Consider the following 16370-nt stretch of genomic DNA (forward strand, 5'->3'; position numbering starts at 1 on the left):
TTAGCTGCCGCGGCGAGGGCCTGTAGTCGAGGCCGACCCCCTCCCCGCGGAGTCTGGCGTTGCGCCGTCGGCCGTCCTTCAGGACACCACGAGGAGCCCACGCATCATGGCCCAGAGCGCCAATCGCCAGCAGCCCAGTTCCATGCCGATCCACAAGTACGGCCAGTACGACCAGGTCGACATCCCCGACCGCACCTGGCCCCAGCAGCGGATCACGGTCGCCCCCCGCTGGCTCTCCACCGACCTGCGCGACGGCAACCAGGCCCTGATCGACCCCATGTCACCGGCGCGCAAGCGCGCGATGTTCGACCTGCTGGTCAAGATGGGCTACAAGGAGATCGAGGTCGGCTTCCCGGCCTCCGGCCAGACCGACTTCGACTTCGTGCGCTCGATCATCGAGGACGAGGGCGCGATCCCGGACGACGTCACGATCTCCGTGCTGACCCAGGCCCGCGAGGACCTGATCGAGCGGACCGTGGAGTCCCTGAAGGGCGCCAAGCGCGCGACCCTGCACCTCTATAACGCGACCGCGCCCGTCTTCCGCCGCGTGGTCTTCCGCGGCTCCAAGGACGACATCAAGCAGATCGCCGTCGACGGCACCCGTCTGGTGATCGAGTACGCCGAGAAGCTGCTGGGCCCCGAGACCGAGTTCGGGTACCAGTACAGCCCCGAGATCTTCACGGACACCGAGCTGGACTTCGCGCTGGAGGTCTGCGAGGCGGTCATGGACGTCTGGCAGCCCGGCCCGGGCCGCGAGATCATCCTCAACCTGCCCGCCACGGTGGAGCGTTCGACCCCGTCGACGCACGCGGACCGCTTCGAGTGGATGGGCCGCCACCTGTCCCGCCGCGAGCATGTGGTGCTCTCCATCCACCCGCACAACGACCGCGGTACGGCCGTCGCCGCCGCCGAGCTGGCGCTGATGGCCGGCGCCGACCGCGTCGAGGGCTGCCTGTTCGGCCAGGGCGAGCGCACCGGCAACGTCGACCTGGTCACCCTGGGCATGAACCTGTTCTCGCAGGGCGTCGACCCGCAGATCGACTTCTCCGACATCGACGAGATCCGTCGTACGTGGGAGTACTGCAACCAGATGGAGGTCCACCCGCGCCACCCGTACGTGGGCGACCTGGTCTACACGTCCTTCTCCGGCTCCCACCAGGACGCCATCAAGAAGGGCTTCGACGCCATGGAGGCCGACGCCGCCGCCAAGGGCGTCACCGTCGACGACATCGAGTGGGCCGTCCCGTACCTGCCGATCGACCCGAAGGACGTCGGCCGCTCCTACGAGGCCGTCATCCGGGTCAACTCGCAGTCGGGCAAGGGCGGAATCGCGTACGTCCTGAAGAACGACCACAAGCTGGACCTGCCGCGCCGGATGCAGATCGAGTTCTCCAAGCTGATTCAGGCCAAGACGGACGCCGAGGGAGGCGAGGTCACCCCGAAGCAGATCTGGGCGACCTTCGAGGACGAGTACCTGCCGAACCCGGAGAACGCCTGGGGCCGGATCCAGGTGAAGACCGGCCAGTCGACCACCGACACCGACGGCGTGGACACGCTCAAGGTGGAGGCCACCGTCGACGGCGTCGACACCGTCCTCACCGGCTCCGGCAACGGCCCGATCTCCGCGTTCTTCGACGCCCTGGGCTCCGTCGGCATCGACGTACGGCTCCTGGACTACCAGGAGCACACGATGAGCGAGGGAGCCTCCGCGCAGGCCGCGTCGTACATCGAATGTGCGATCGACGACAAGATCCTGTGGGGAATCGGCATTGACGCGAATACGACACGTGCGTCCCTGAAGGCGGTCGTCTCGGCCGTCAACCGCGCCACCCGCTGAACCATCCTGACCGGCGGTTTACCCGTCGTCGAAGGGCCCCGTACGCCGGTCTCCGGCGGGCGGGGCCCCGTCGTTTCCCGGCCAATCCGTGTGCAGGTCACGGAGAGGTCTCGTCCGGGGTACTGACTCCGGCTCGACAATGTGGCTAACATCACGCCAGCGCGGCGATGTTGCCGCGGCGTTACGGAGGTGCGACGTGCTGCCAGAACGGGGACGAGACGGCCGAGTTGTCCATGAGGGCCGTGCAGCGCGCGTGCTGGGCATCCGTACCGCGTGGACCAGCGTCGGAGACGGCGAGTTCTTCTGCCCCGGCTGCGGGGGCGACCGCAACTACCAGCGGCTCACCGGACGCCGCCGCTTCACCCTGCTCGGCATGCCGGTGCTGCCACGCGGTGACACCGGTCCGGTCGTCGAGTGCGCCGCCTGCCAGGGCCACTACGGCACCGACGTCCTCGACCACCCCACCACCACCCGCTTCTCCGCGATGCTCCGCGACGCCGTCCACACGGTCGCCCTCGCCGTCCTCGCGGCCGGCGGCACCTGCGCCCGTACGTCCCTGGAGGCCGCCGCGGGCACCGTGCGCGCCGCAGGCTTCCAGGACTGCACGGAGGAACAGCTCGGCGCCCTCGTCGAGGCCCTGGCCGCCGACACCGGCCGCGTCTTCGGCGAACCCAGCGGTGCCGGACTCGCCATAGAGCTGCACGAGGCCCTCGACCCGCTCGCCCCCCATCTCGCCCCCGCCGGACGCGAGTCCATCCTTCTGCAGGGCGCCCGCATCGCCCTCGCCGACGGCCCCTACACACCGGCCGAACGCGACGCCCTCGCGACCGTGGGCGCGGCGCTCACCATCTGCGGGGACGACGTGACCCGGCTGCTGGCGGCGGCGCGTACGCCGTCATGACCACGGCCGGTACTCCCCAGGGAGTAATACGGCCGCACGGACACCCCCGGCAGTAGTCCCGAACTCGCCCTCCCGCGCGACGATTCACCCCTCCCGCTCCGGAAGTCTGGAGAGCGCAACCAGACGTCCGCGCCGGAGGGGGGCCCGTTCCATGGGGGCCGAACAGAGGAACAGCACACGCCGACGAGCCATCCCGTGGGTGATGCTCGCACTCTGGATCGGGGTGCTCGCGCTCGCCTCGCCGTTCGCGTCCAAGCTCGGCGACGTCACCCACGACCGGGTGACCGACTATCTGCCCGCGAGCGCGGACTCCACCCAAGTGGCCAAGATCCAGCAGGAGTTGCCGGGCGGCCAGACCACCGAACTGGTCCTCGTCTATCACCGCGACACCGGACTCACGGCCGCCGACAGAGCCACGGCGGTCCAACAGCTCGCGAAGATAGGCACGTTGCACCCGCTGGCCGCCACCCCGCGAGGCGTCCCGTCCGCCGACGGCACCACCCTCATGTACCCGGTCACCAGCAACTGGCCCGGCACCGACGAGAAGAAGCGCACCACCCTCGTCGACGACATCCGCCAAGTCGCCCACGACACCGGCGGGTTGACGGTCGACGTCGGCGGTCCCGGCGCCCTGGCCACCGACTCCGGCAAGGTCTTCGAATCGCTCGGCGGCCCCCTGCTCTACACGACGGTCGCCGTCGTGGCCGTCCTGCTGATCGTCATCTACCGCAGCCCCGTCCTCTGGCTGGTCCCGCTCGTCGCCGCCGGAGCCGGCGACTTCCTCTCCACAGGCGTCTCCTACGGCCTCAACCACGCCTTCGGGACGACCATTTCGGGCCAGAGCACGGGCGTGATGACCATCCTCGTCTTCGGCGCGGGCACCGACTACGCGCTCCTGCTCATCTCCCGCTACCGCGAGGAACTGCGCCGCGTCGAGCGCCCCTACGACGCGATGCGCGCCGCCCTGCGCGGCTGCGGCCCCGCCGTGCTCGCCTCCTCCGGCACGGTCGCCGCAGGGCTGCTCTGCCTGCTCGCCGCCGACCTCAACTCCAGCCGCGGAATGGGCCCGTTGGGAACAGTCGGCGTCCTGTGCGCACTTGCCGCGATGCTCACGCTGCTCCCCGCACTCCTCGTCCTCCTGGGCCGCCGCGTCTTCTGGCCGCTCGTCCCGGCCCACGGCTCCACGGCCACGGCGCGCCGGTCCCTGTTCACCGCGATGGGCAGCTCCGCCGGACGCCGCCCGCTGCTCGTCCTCGTGGCCGGAGCCGCGGTGCTGGGCGCACTCGCCCTGGGCACCCTGAACCTCCCCGGCTCCCTCAAACAGGACGACTCCTTCGTCGACCGCCCCGACTCCGTCACCGCGATGCGCACCCTCGCCGCGGCCTACCCCGAACGCTCCGCACAGCCCATCGACGTCATCACCCCGGCCGCCCGAGCCGACGCGACCCTCGCCACCGTCCGGGCCACGCACGGTGTCACCGGCGCCCAGCGGGGCCGTAGCGGAAACGGCTGGACGGAGATCTCCGTGACCGCCGCGGGTGCCCCGCAGTCGGCGGCCGAGACCCGCACCATCACCGAACTGCGGCACACGCTCACGGGGTCCTACGTCGGCGGCCCGAGCGCCCAGCAGCTGGACCTCCGGGACACCAACGCGCGGGACCGGACGGTCGTCGTGCCGATCGTGCTCGTGTCCGTGCTGCTGATCCTGATCGTGCTGCTGCGGTCGCTGGTCGCGCCGTTGATGCTGGTGGCCGCCGTGATCGCGGTGTGGGGTGCGGCGCTCGGCATCGGGGGGCTGGTGTTCGGGCCGGTGTTCGGCTTCGCCGGGACCGATCCGGGGACGGGGCTGCTGTCCTTTGTCTTCCTGGTGGCCCTGGGCGTCGACTACGGCATCTTCCTCATGCACCGGATGAGGGAGGAGGCGATCCGGGGCGCCGAACCGGTCGCCGCCGCGCTGACCGCCCTGCGGACGACGGGCGGGGTCATCGCCTCCGCCGGGCTGGTCCTCGCGGCGACCTTCGCGGTGCTGACGAACATGGGGCTCGTGCAACTCGTCGAGCTGGGCTTCGTGATCGCGGTGGGCGTGCTGCTGGACACCTTCCTCGTGCGGACGTACCTGGTGACCAGCGCGAGTGTGCTGCTGCGGCGGAAGGTGTGGTGGCCGGGGCGGCTGTCGAGGGAGCCCGAGACCGTACGTCCGCGGCGCCAGCCGGAGCCGGTGTGAGGACCTCCCGACCGGCCGGCGGAGGATGAACCCATGCGGAAGTCCTTGCAGCCGACGAGGCTGAGTGTCCGACGGCAGGACGCGTTCCTCGCCGTCGGGCTCGCCCTGCTCGCGTCCGTCGTCGCCGTCAGCTTCGGGAGCGGACGACGGCCGGACGCGCTCGGCTGGGCGTTGCTGCTCGCGCTGCACGTCCCGCTGGCGTGGCGGCGACGGGCCCCGGTGACGGTGCTGTGCGTGATGATCCCGCTGATCGCGTTCTACCACCAGCAGGAGTACGACCACTCGGCGCCGACCGCCGCCTCGATGGTTCTCCTCTACACGGTGGCCGTCACCGGCAGCACCCGGCGGACGGTGACCATCGGCTGTGCGGTGGTCGCGCTGATGCTGGTGCTGAAGGCGGGCCACGGCATGGCGGGGGTCGCCGAGAGCTTCCAGATCACCGGGTGGATCGTGTCGATGCTCGTCCTGGGCGGCTACCTGCGTGTCCACCGCCAGTTGACGGCGGCGGCCCTGGACCGCGCCGAGCGTGCCGAACGCACCCGCGAGGAGGAGGCCCGCCGCCGCGTCGCCGAGGAACGCCTGCGCATCGCCCGCGACCTGCACGACCTGCTCGCACACAGCATCACCCTCATCGGCGTCCAGACGTCGGTGGCCGCGCACGTCCTGGCCGAGGACCCCGACCGCCTGGACCGCGCGGCCGTGGCCAAGGCCCTCGACGACATCGCCGACACCTGCCGCAGCGCACGCGGCGAACTGCGCACCACCCTGGAGGTGCTCCGCGACCACGGTGCACCGGACGGCGGGGACGGTCCGCTCGACGAGCGCGGTCCGCTGCCCGGCCTCGACGGACTGCCCGACCTCGCCGCCACGGCCCGTGCGGCGGGGGCGGAGGTCGACCTGTCCGTGGCGGCCGACACGGTACCCGCGGCCGTGGGCGCGGCTGCCTACCGGATAGTCCAGGAGGCGCTCACCAATGCCGTACGACATGGCGGGCGCGCCGACCTCACGGTGCGGGTCGGTGTGCACGAACGGGAGGGGGCCCTGTGGGTGGACGTCACGGACGACGGCGCGGGCAGTGGTGACGGCACCCCCGGCTTCGGGCTCGTCGGCATGCGGGAACGTGTTCGCAGTGTCGGAGGCACCCTGGACGCCGGGCCGTTGGGCGAGCGGGCGGGCTTCGCCGTGAGCGCCGTACTGCCGCTGCGGGCGGGGGCACGATGACCGCCGTCCGGGTACTGCTCGCCGACGACCAGACCCTCGTACGGGCCGCGTTCGCGATGCTCGTCGAGTCGGCGCCGGACATGGAGGTCGTGGGACAGGCCGCGACCGGACGCGAGGCGGTCGAGCTCGCGCGGACGACTCGCGCGGACCTCGTCCTGATGGACATCCGCATGCCGGACCTCGACGGCATCGAGGCGACCCGTCTGATCGCGGCCGACGAGGACCTCGCCGGGGTGCGGATCCTCGTCCTCACGACCTACGACACGGACGAGAACGTCGTGGACGCGCTGCGCGCCGGAGCGTCCGGATTCCTGGTCAAGGACACCCGTCCGGCCGAACTCCTCGACGCGATCCGTACGGTGGCGGCCGGCGAGGCGCTGCTGTCGCCGGGCCCGACGTCCCGGCTGATCGCCCGTTTCCTGCGCACCCCCGTCGCGCCCGTCACCGGCGGCCCCGCATGCCTCTCCGAACGCGAACGCGGAGTCCTCGCCCTGGTCGCGCGCGGCCTCAACAACACCGAGGTGGCCGAAGCGTTGGGCCTGAGTCCGCTCACCGCGAAGACGCATGTCAGCCGCATCATGGGCAAGCTGGGGGCGCGCGACCGGGCGCAACTGGTGATCGTCGCGTACGAGTCCGGACTGATCGTTCCGGGCACCACGTGACGAGCGCCCGTGACATGGCCCGGTGAGGGGGCTCTCCGAGGAGCAGGGGGCAACGACTCCGGGAAGTATGTCCGCGTGATCCTCTTGAGCCGCATCCTCCTGGCCGGCACCGTGCTCCTCACCCCGCTCGCCGCCGCACAGACGGCCTCCGCGCACTCCGGCTGCACGTCGTCCGTGCCGTACCTCTCCGGAGACGGCGGCTACGACACCTACCGCATCCCGGCGACCGTCGTCACCGGCCGGGGCACGGTCCTCGCCTTCGCCGAGGGGCGGCACAACAGCACGGGCGACACCGGCAACATCGACGTCGTCCTCAGACGCTCCACCGACGGCGGCTGCACCTGGGGCCCGACGGCGGTGGTGGCCGCCGGGGACGGGGACACCCGGGGCAACCCCGCCCCCGTCGTCGACCCCCGCACCGGCGCCGTCGTGCTGGTCACCTCCTACAACAGCGGGACCGTGACCGAGGGCCAGATCATGCGGGGCGAGGTCACGCCGCGGCAGAGCCGGCGCGTGTTCGTGCAGCGCAGCTGGGACGACGGGCGGAACTTCACCGCTCCGCGCGACATCACGGGCCAGGTGAAGCTGCCCAGTTGGCGCTGGTACGCCACCGGCCCCGGGCACGCGGTCGCGCTCACCCGGGGACCGCACACGGGACGGCTGGTGATCCCGGCGAACCACTCCGCGGCCCCGCCCGTCGGGTCGACCGACACCGGCCAGGAGGCCAGGTACTACGGCGGCCACGACCTCTACAGCGACGACGGGGGCGAGACGTGGTGGCTGGGGTTCGTGGACGCGACGTACACCGGCGTGAACAACGCGAACGAGTCCTCCGCGGCCGAACTCCCCGACGGGCGGCTGTACTTCAGCTCGCGGGACCAGTTGGGCACGAGTACGGGGAACCGGCTCGACACGTACTCCAGCGACGGGGGCGCCACCCTCGACCGGCCCTACGAGGTGCAGCACACCCTGGACGACGTGCCGGTGGTCGAGGGCAGCGTCCTTCAACTCCCCGGTGCGGGCGCTCCGTTGCTGTTCTCGGCGCCTTCCGTGCCCAACGTGCGGCAGGGCATGGCGGTGTGGCGGAGCGTGGATGCCGGCGCCGGCTTCGTGAAGGCGGTCACCCTGTCAGGGGAGTGGGCGGGGTACTCGGATCTCGTGCGGGTCGGGTCGGACACGGTGGGGGTGTTGTACGAGACGGGGGCGACGAGTGCCTACGACACGATCGTGTTCCGGCGCCTGCCAACGGTGGCCCTGAGCCCCAGCTGACGCCGTGTTTCCCACCCGCCCGCCCGTTCGCCGTCTCTTTAAAGGTGAACCTCTAAAACGCCCGAGACGGGTGGGTGGGCGGGAAACGTAGTTACAGCAACCCGGCCCCCGCCAGAAACTTCCCCACCCTCCCCACCTCGTCCGCGGACAACGCCACCTGCGGCTCCGCGGTCGCCGCACAGTCGATGACCCCCCGCAACTGCAACGCCGCCTTGAACGCGCCGATCGCCGACGAACTGCCCCCCATCCGTCCCGGATCCCCGACCCCCACCAGCCCGAACAGCACACACAGCCGCTCCTGCTCGGCCCGAGCCCGCTCCCAGTCCCCAGCCCGGCACAACGCGTCAAGCCGCACGTACCCCAGCGGATCCACGTTGGCCAGCCCCGGCACCGCCCCGTCCGCCCCCATCGCCAGCGCCGAGTCGACGACCACCTCGGACCCGGTGAGCACGCTGAACCCGCTGATGTCCGGATGGACCCGCGCACCGGTCACCACCTGCCGAAAGCCCCCGAGATCCCCGCTGGAGTCCTTGAGCCCGGCGAGCACACCCTCGGCGGCGAGTTCGAGAACGAGGCCGGACGGCAGCTTCGTATGGACGGACGCGGGCAGGTCGTAGGCCACCACGGGAACCGAGGACGCGGCGGCGACCAGCCGATAGTGGCGGGCGATCTCGGCGGGATGGGTACGCGTGTAGAAGGGCGCGGTCACGACGACCGCATCCGCCCCCGCCTCCGTCACCGCGGCCACATGATCCAGCACCCGAGGCGTCGTCATGTCGATCGCCCCTGCCAGCACCGGCAGTTGACCCCCGACATGAGCCACCACCGCCTCGACCACATACCTCCGTTGACGGTCGGTCAGATACGCCGCCTCGGACGTCGAGCCGAGCAAAAACAGCCCGTGCACCCCCGCCTCGACCAGATGGTCGACGAGCTTGAGGAGCGAACGGACGTCCACCTCGCGTTCCGGTGTCAGGGGGGTGCAGACGGGCGGTACGACACCGGTGAGCGGGGCGGGGAAGGTCATGAAGGCTCCATGGGGCGGCTTTGGCGAACGAGGTCGCGGGTGGACAGATCCTCCTCCACAGGATGGTGGCAGCGGTAGAAATGTCCCGGTGTCGACGCGGCCGAGAAATCCGGCATGGCGGCGGCGCACACGTCGTCGGCCTTCCAGCACCGGGTACGGAACGGGCACCCGCTCGGCGGCCGGGTGGCCGACGGCACCGGTCCGATCAGCGGGATCGGGTCGATGGGGTGGAGCAGTCCGGGGGTCGCCGAGAACAGGGCGCGGGTGTACGGGTGCCGGGCCCGGTCGGTGACCTGGTCGGCCGGGGTCTCCTCGACGATCCGGCCCAGGTACATGGTGATCACGCGGTCGCTCATCCGCCGTACCGTCTGGATGTCGTGCGACACGAACACCAGGGCCAAGCCCAGGCGTTCCTTCAGGTCGAGGAGCAGGTTGAGGATCTGGGCGCGGACCGACACGTCCAGCGCGCTGGTCGGTTCGTCGGCCACCACCAGGTCGGGGTCGAGCGCCAACGCCCGTGCGATCGCGACGCGTTGGCGCTGACCGCCGGAGAGCTGTCCGGGGAGGCCGTCGGCGAGGGCGCGAGGAAGACCGACCAGGGACATCAATTCCCGTACCCGGTCCTCACGTTCGGCCCGGGTGCCGCGACCGTGCACGTCCAGCGGGTCCCGCAGTATCTGCCGGATCGTCAGGCGTCGGTTCAACGCGGTCGACGGGTCCTGGAAGATCATGCCGATCCCGGTGCCCACCGCGGCCCGGCGTTCACCGGCCGGCATCGACCACAGGTCCCGGCCCCGGAACGACACCGTGCCGGACGTCGGCCGCTGGACACCCACCAACACCTTGGCCAGCGTGGACTTCCCACACCCGGACTCACCCACCACGCCCACGGTCTCCCCGGCCGCGATGCTGAGATCGGCCCCGGTCAGCGCGTAGACCCGATCCCGGCTGAACAATCCCCCGCTACGCGCCTTGTGCACGACATGAGCACCGGCCAACTCAACCAACCCACCACTCACGTGCCCACCTTCAGCCTCATAACCCGCACTACTCACCCCGCCCACCCCAATCCCCTCAGGGGCGCGGGGAACTGCGCGACCAGCCCCCACTCACCCGCACCCCGCACACAACCCAAACCCCCCACCCCCGACCCGCCCCACAGCACCCCCACCCCGCTCACGTGACCGCCTCGCTCTCGGACGCCGCCAGATCGATCGCCGGATGATGGCAAGCCACCGCGTGCAACCGCGGCCCCACCAGACCCGGCGCCGTCGCACGGCAGACATCACTCGCCAACGGACACCGATCGGCGAACCGACACCCCGCCGGAAAGTCGGCCGGAGAGGGGACGACCCCCTTGATCTGGGTCATCCGCTCAGCCGCCGACTCCAGCGACAGCACGCTGCCGAGCAACCCGCGTGTGTAGTGATGCGCCGGCGACTCCACCAGGTCGGCGGTCACCCCCGTCTCGACGATCTGTCCGCCGTACATCACCACCACCCGGTCGGTGACATCGGCGATCAGCGCGAGGTCGTGCGAGACGAGGATCAGCGCGAACCCCAACTCCTCGCGCAGGCCCAGCAGCAGCTCTATGACCTGCGCCTGCACGGTGACATCGAGGGCCGTGGTCGGCTCGTCGGCGACGATCAGCTTCGGGTCGCGGGACAACGCCATGGCGATCAGCACCCGCTGGCGCTGCCCGCCGGAGAGTTCGTGCGGGTAGCTGCGCAGGGTGCGGTCCGGGTCGAGGCCGACCATCGTCAGCAACTCGCCCGCCCCGCGGTGCCCGCCGCGCCGTATGACCTGCTTGAGCTGGGCGCGGATCGTCATCGCCGGGTTCAGCGACGACAGGGCGTCCTGATAGATCATCGCCATCTCGTGGCCCAGCAGCTTGCGCCGGGCCCGCATCGGCTCGCCCACCAACTGCCGCTGGTTGAACCGGACATGGCCGCGCACCCGGGCACCCTTCGGCTCCAGGCCCATCACCGCGAGCGCGGTCAGCGACTTCCCGCAGCCCGACTCGCCCACCAGTCCGAGGACTTCACCCGGCCGCACCTCGAAGCTGATGCCGTCGACGATGTCCACACCGCGGTGCCGTCCCTCGAAACCGATCGCCAAGTTCTCCACCGCCAGGACCGGTTGGCCGTCCTGATCGGGCAATGGCCGTGCGCGCGACCGGAGTCGTAGCGCCGCCTCGGTCAGCCCGGGGAGTGGGAGCACCTCGCCGCTTCCGGGTTCGGGCGCGTCGAACGGGTCGTTGTCGTCGTCCTGCCGTACGTCCACCTCGCGCGGGGCCGGGGCCGCCCACGCGTCGGAGACTCCCTCGGACAGTATGTTCAGCGACAGGACGGTGATCAGCATCAGGAGTCCGGGGAAGACCGTCGCCCACCAACCCCCGGTCAGCACCATGTTCTTGCCGTCGGCGATGACACTGCCCCAGGACGGGTCCGGGGGCCGGACGCCCGCGCCGATGAACGACAGCGACGCCTCGAAGACGATCGCCTCGGCCACCTGCACCGTGCAGAACACCAGCACCGGAGCAGCGCAGTTGACGGCCACGTGCCGCGCGACGATGTGCGGGGTGCGGGCGCCGATCACCCGCTCGGCGGTGACGTAGTCCTCGCCGTACTGGTCAAGCACGTTGGCCCGTACGACCCTTGCGACGGGCGGGGTGAACAGGAACGCGATGGCGCAGATCAGTACGGTGATGCCGCCGCCGAACACCGCGACCAGCACGGCCGCCAGCGCGATGCCGGGGAACGCCATCACCACGTCGAGGCAGCGCATCAGCGTCTCGTCGACGCCCTTGCGAGAGGTCGCGGCGACCGCGCCGATCAGCGCGCCGACGACGAGGGCCAGCGCGGTCGCCCCGAGCCCGATCGCGAGGGACCAACGGGCGCCGTACATCAGCCTGCTGAGGATGTCCCGGCCCAGGCTGTCCTGGCCCATCCAGTGGTCGGCGGAGGGGTGTCCGGTGCCGTCGACGGGGAGCTGCTGGTCGAGCGGGTCGTGCGGTGCGAGGAGCGGGGCGAACAGCGCGACGAGGACGACGACCGCCACGAAGCACACCGCGACCTTCGACAGCAGCGGCAGCCGGCGCCAGCCCCGCAGCCGGATGCCGGGCCGGGACAGGGTCTCGGCGAGGCCCTTGCGGGTGAACTGAGTGAACATCAGGAGGCATCCCTCAGGCGGGGGTTGACCAGCAGATAGAGGATGTCGATGACGAGGTTCACGACGACGAAGCCGGTCGCCGTGGTCAGCACCACGCCCTGGACGACGGCCGGGTCGCCGTTCTGCACCGCGTCGATCATCAGCTTGCCCATCCCGGGCAGCGAGAAGATGGTCTCGATGACCACCGCGCCGCCGAGCAGGTAGCCGACCCGCAGGCCCAGTACGGTCAGCGGGTTGATCAACGCGTTGCGCAGGACGTTGCGGCCCACCACCACCCTGGGCGGCAGACCGCTGCCGATGGCCGTCCGGACGTAGTCCTTGTCCAGCTCCTCGACCACCGACGTCCGGACAATACGGGTGAGTTGGGCCGCCACCGGGAGCGACAGGGCGAGCGCCGGGAGGGCCATCGTCCTGAGCCAGCCGGTGAGGGAGTCCGCCGGGTTGATGTAGCCGCCGGTCGGGAACCAGCCCAGGTCGACCGCGAGGTACTGGATCATCAGCAGCGCCAGCCAGAAGCCGGGTGCTGCGACCCCGGTGAGCGACACGATCCGGATGATCTGGTCGGGCAGCCGGTCCCGGTAGATCGCCGCCGTCACCCCGCCGAGCAGCGACAGCACGATCGCGATCCCCAGCCCCAGGAAGGTGAGTTGGAGGGTGAGCGGCAGCGCGGTGGTGACCTGTTGCAGGACCGGCGCGCGGGTCAGCGCGCTGGTGCCCATGTCACCGTGGAGCAGGGCGCCCACGAAATGGACGTAGCGGACGGGCAGCGGATCCAGCAGGCCGTTCTGGACGCGGAAGTCGTGCAGTTGCCGCGGTGTCGGATTGGCGCCCTGGAAGAACGCGGACGCCGGGTCGACGTCCGAGAAGCGCATCACCAGGAACACGAACAGCACGATGCCGAGCATCAGCGGAACGAGCAGGACGATACGGCGGGCCAGAATCCTGAGGACGGTGACCATGGTCCAACTCCCGGGTGGCTAGACCCACTTGGCCTGAAGGACGTTGATGCCGGGGTAGGGCTGGGCCCTTATCCCGGTCAGCTTCTTCGGATCCCAGGCGGTCATCAGCTCGTTGTGGACGACCGGGTAGAGCACGGCCTGTTCGGCGACGATGTCGACGTAGTCCTGGATCATCGCCTTCTTCTTCGCTGCGTCCGGCTCGCGCGTGGCCTGGTCCATGTCCCTGAAGAGCTGCTTGGCGACCGGGTTCCCGGCCCAACGGGCGTACCCCATCCAGAGGTTCCGTGGGCCGTAGTTGTAGTGCATGATCAGGTCCGCGTCGACGCCGAACTGGTTGGGGTTCGAGGCGGCGGCGACCACCTGGTAGTCCTGCTTCTGGTCCATCTTGGTGAACACGGCCGTGGTCTCCTGCGGGGCGAGGGTCGTCCTCACACCGATCGCGTCCCAGGACGCCTTGATGGTCGGCAGGCAGTCGACGATCCAACTCACGTTCACCGCAAGGATGTTGATCTTCAGCCCGCTGACCCCGGCGGCCTTCAGCAGCGCCTTCGCCTTGTCGGGGTCGTAGTCGTAGACCGTCTTCGCGCGCCGGTACGTGGGGTTGCCGGTGTCGAGGAACGACGAGGACGGCTTGCCGTGCCCCCGCAGCGCCAGCTGGACCATCTTCCCGGTGTCGATGGCGTAGTGCAGCGCCTGGCGCACGCGTACGTCGTCGAAGGGCTTGTGCCGGGTGTTGAACATCAGGAACAGGTTGTTCATCCCGGCCCCGCCCGCGACCGTCATCCCGCCGCTCCGCAGCTGCTGGATGTTGGCGTAGGGGATGTTGTCGGCGATCTGCGCGCCGGCGCTCGACCCGGAGATCTTGGCGACGCGCGGTGCCGCGTCGACGATCGTCAGCCAGTTCATCGTCTTGAAGGCGGCCGGGCGCGGGCCGTTGTAGCCGGCGAACGCGGCGAAGGTCGTGTTGGACTTCGGGTGGTGCGCGGTCTGCCGGTACGGCCCCGAGCCGACCGCCTTCCCCTTGATCGCGTCGTCCCAGGCGCCCGGCTGGGAGAAGATGTGCTTCGGCATGATCTTCGCCAGCGTGAGCCGCGAAACCCCTTCGGGGAAGGGGAACTTGAGGACCAGCTCGACGTTCTGCGCGTCGATCTTCCGCGCCTCCTTCAGCCAGCTGGCGAAGAAGCCCTGCGCGAGTGTCGTCGTCTTCGGGTCGAGGATGCGGTCGAAGACGAACACCACGTCGTCTGCGGTGACCGGCTGCCCGTCGTGGAATGTGGCGCCCGCCCGCAGCGTGAACTTCCATGAGGTGCCGCTCGTGTCCTTCGGCACCGCCGTCGCCAGCGCGGGATAGGGCGCGCGGGTGATCGGGTCGGTGTCGATCAGGCCCTCGTAGATGTGGTTGTTGGCGGCCATCGAGAACGCGGACGCCGTCTGCGTCGGGTCCCAACTGCCGTCGTTTCCATAGCCGATCACCGCGGTCAGCGTCCGGCTCTTGCCGGTGCCCCCGCCCCCGGTGTCGTTCGTCGACTGCGGCCCCGACGAACAGGCCGTCAGGGACGTGGAGATCGCCGCCGCCGCGCCCAGCGCGCCGGAGTACTTCAGGAACGCCCGGCGGTGCAGCGCGGGCACGTTCTGGGTCACGTCTTCGCGCATGGTTACTCCAGGAGGTACGACGTCCTACGTCCTGCGGTCAGCGCGACCATAAGAGCGGCCGTGGGGGCGGTCAAGGCATCGCACACGAATGGCGTAGCCGTCAGAGGTCGGACCAATGGCGGTTTGAAATGGCGCAAGTTGACACCCCGTCAGCACGGGTCGGCGTCGGACATGGGACGTGGGACGTCTCGTGCGGCTACGATGCGGCGCATGTCCGGGGAGCCAAGGAACAGTCGGATACAGCGCGAGGTCGTCCAGCTGATCCTCGACCGCAAGCTCCAGCCCGGTGCGCCCCTGCCCACCGAGGCCGAGCTGATGGAAGACCTCGGTATCAGCAGAAACTCCGTCCGCGAGGCCCTCAAGGCACTCCAGGCCCTCGACATCGTCGAGATCAGACACGGCTACGGCACCTACGTGGGCCGCGCCTCGCTGACCCCGCTCGTCGACGGCCTCACCTTCCGCACCCTCACTCGGCACGAGGACGACGCGGACGCACTGGCCGAGATCCTCCAGGTACGGGAGGTGCTGGAGGAAGGCCTGATTCATCGGGTCGTTGCCACCGTCACCGAGCCCGAACTGGACGGACTCGAAGCGGTGGTGACCCGCATGGAGGACGCGGGCCGCGCCGGCCGCCCCTTCCCCGAACTCGACCGCGAGTTCCACGAGTTGCTCTACGCCTCGCTCGGCAACGAACTCGTCCCCCAGCTCCTCGGCGCCTTCTGGACGGTCTTCCGCCGGGTCGCGGGCGCCCGAGGCTGGACCGAGGACCCTGACCCCGCCCTCACCGTCCACCGCCACCGCGACATCGTCACCGCGCTGCGCGCCCGCGATGTGGAAGGGGCCCAGCGGGCGATGGCGGACCACTTCCGGGGGATCGAGGCACGGGCGGCGCAGGAGTCGCGGGGAGTGGGCTGAGCGGCTGTTTCCGGACAGCGGGCCCCCGGTGCGTCCAGGTCTCTACGCTGGCCGCGTGACCGAGCCCTGGAACCCGACCACCACCACCGGCGTCCTGCGCCTCCCCTCCGGCCGTCTGGTCCGGGGGCGCGGTCTGCGCAGGCCCCTCCCCGCCGACGGCCCGGCACCGACGTACGGCGTGTATCTCCTCGGCAAGCCGCCGCCCCAAGTCCCGTGGGAGACACGCTGGTTGCGTTGGCCGGACTTCCGGCTGCCCGCCGACCGCGCGGAGGCCCGCACGGTCCTCACCGAGGTGTGGCAGCGGGCGCGTACCGAGCGCGTCGAGCTGGCCTGCGCCGGCGGCCGGGGCCGCACCGGCACGGCACTTGCCTGCCTCGCGGTCCTCGACGGCGTACCGCCGGAGGAAGCGGTCGGCTACGTCCGCGCCCACTACGACCGGCACGCGGTGGAGACGCCGTGGCAGCGGCGGTACGTACGGCGGTTCGGGCAGGTGTAGCGGTCCGGGCGGGTGTAGCGGTCCGGGCGGGTGCG

13 protein-coding genes are annotated in these 16370 nt (G+C 70.5%); 8 read left to right on the forward strand and 5 right to left on the reverse strand.

Features of this window, described 5'->3' with window-relative positions; all coding sequences use genetic code 11:
• Positions 1-106: 106 nt before the first annotated feature.
• The 6 genes from leuA (at position 107) to OHT77_RS30030 (ending at position 8114) form a co-directional block, all read left to right on the forward strand.
• On the forward strand, positions 107-1837 hold the full coding sequence (leuA, locus tag OHT77_RS30005; RefSeq protein ID WP_328831532.1) for a 2-isopropylmalate synthase: 1731 nt from the start codon (positions 107-109) through the stop codon (positions 1835-1837).
• 196 nt (positions 1838-2033) lie between these two features.
• Positions 2034-2738 (forward strand): TerB family tellurite resistance protein, encoded by a 705-nt coding sequence (locus tag OHT77_RS30010; RefSeq protein ID WP_266768498.1) that lies wholly within the window; start codon positions 2034-2036, stop codon positions 2736-2738.
• A gap of 151 nt (positions 2739-2889) precedes the next feature.
• A complete protein-coding gene (locus OHT77_RS30015; protein WP_328831533.1) occupies positions 2890-4962 on the forward strand; it encodes an MMPL family transporter in 2073 nt (690 codons plus the stop codon).
• Positions 4963-4995: 33 nt separating this feature from the next.
• Complete coding sequence (locus tag OHT77_RS30020) at positions 4996-6183, forward strand: sensor histidine kinase (RefSeq protein WP_328831534.1); 1188 nt, start codon at positions 4996-4998, stop codon at positions 6181-6183.
• Positions 6180-6845 (forward strand): response regulator transcription factor, encoded by a 666-nt coding sequence (locus OHT77_RS30025; protein WP_328831535.1) that lies wholly within the window; start codon positions 6180-6182, stop codon positions 6843-6845. Before OHT77_RS30020 ends, OHT77_RS30025 begins: the two co-directional genes overlap by 4 nt.
• 75 nt (positions 6846-6920) lie before the next feature.
• A complete protein-coding gene (locus OHT77_RS30030; RefSeq protein WP_328831536.1) occupies positions 6921-8114 on the forward strand; it encodes a sialidase family protein in 1194 nt (397 codons plus the stop codon).
• Positions 8115-8205: 91 nt separating this feature from the next.
• Here the strand turns inward: OHT77_RS30030 and OHT77_RS30035 are convergent, their stop codons facing one another.
• The 5 genes from OHT77_RS30035 to OHT77_RS30055 form a co-directional block, all read right to left on the reverse strand.
• Positions 8206-9141: a dihydrodipicolinate synthase family protein gene (locus tag OHT77_RS30035; protein WP_328831537.1), complete on the reverse strand. Its 936-nt coding sequence runs from the start codon at positions 9139-9141 to the stop codon at positions 8206-8208.
• On the reverse strand, positions 9138-10160 hold the full coding sequence (locus tag OHT77_RS30040) for an ABC transporter ATP-binding protein (RefSeq protein ID WP_328831538.1): 1023 nt from the start codon (positions 10158-10160) through the stop codon (positions 9138-9140). The genes OHT77_RS30035 and OHT77_RS30040 overlap by 4 nt, the downstream gene beginning before the upstream one ends.
• Before the next feature lie 157 nt (positions 10161-10317).
• Complete coding sequence (locus tag OHT77_RS30045; RefSeq protein ID WP_328831539.1) at positions 10318-12312, reverse strand: dipeptide/oligopeptide/nickel ABC transporter permease/ATP-binding protein; 1995 nt, start codon at positions 12310-12312, stop codon at positions 10318-10320.
• The gene (locus tag OHT77_RS30050; RefSeq protein ID WP_328831540.1) at positions 12312-13271 is read right to left on the reverse strand and encodes an ABC transporter permease; all 960 of its coding nucleotides are present in this window, start codon (positions 13269-13271) and stop codon (positions 12312-12314) included. Before OHT77_RS30050 ends, OHT77_RS30045 begins: the two co-directional genes overlap by 1 nt.
• Positions 13272-13289: 18 nt before the next feature.
• Positions 13290-14924: an ABC transporter substrate-binding protein gene (locus OHT77_RS30055; protein WP_328831541.1), complete on the reverse strand. Its 1635-nt coding sequence runs from the start codon at positions 14922-14924 to the stop codon at positions 13290-13292.
• A 201-nt stretch (positions 14925-15125) separates the two neighbouring features.
• Between OHT77_RS30055 and OHT77_RS30060 the strand changes: the two genes are divergently transcribed.
• Together OHT77_RS30060 and OHT77_RS30065 are read left to right on the forward strand one after the other, a co-directional pair.
• Complete coding sequence (locus OHT77_RS30060; RefSeq protein WP_328831542.1) at positions 15126-15839, forward strand: FadR/GntR family transcriptional regulator; 714 nt, start codon at positions 15126-15128, stop codon at positions 15837-15839.
• 55 nt (positions 15840-15894) lie between these two features.
• Entirely contained in the window at positions 15895-16335 is a 441-nt protein-coding gene (locus OHT77_RS30065) for a protein-tyrosine phosphatase family protein (RefSeq protein ID WP_328831543.1), read from the forward strand.
• Positions 16336-16370 lie beyond the last annotated feature (35 nt).

The organism is Streptomyces sp. NBC_00252 (assembly GCF_036187565.1).
In the GTDB taxonomy this organism is placed as follows: domain Bacteria; phylum Actinomycetota; class Actinomycetes; order Streptomycetales; family Streptomycetaceae; genus Streptomyces.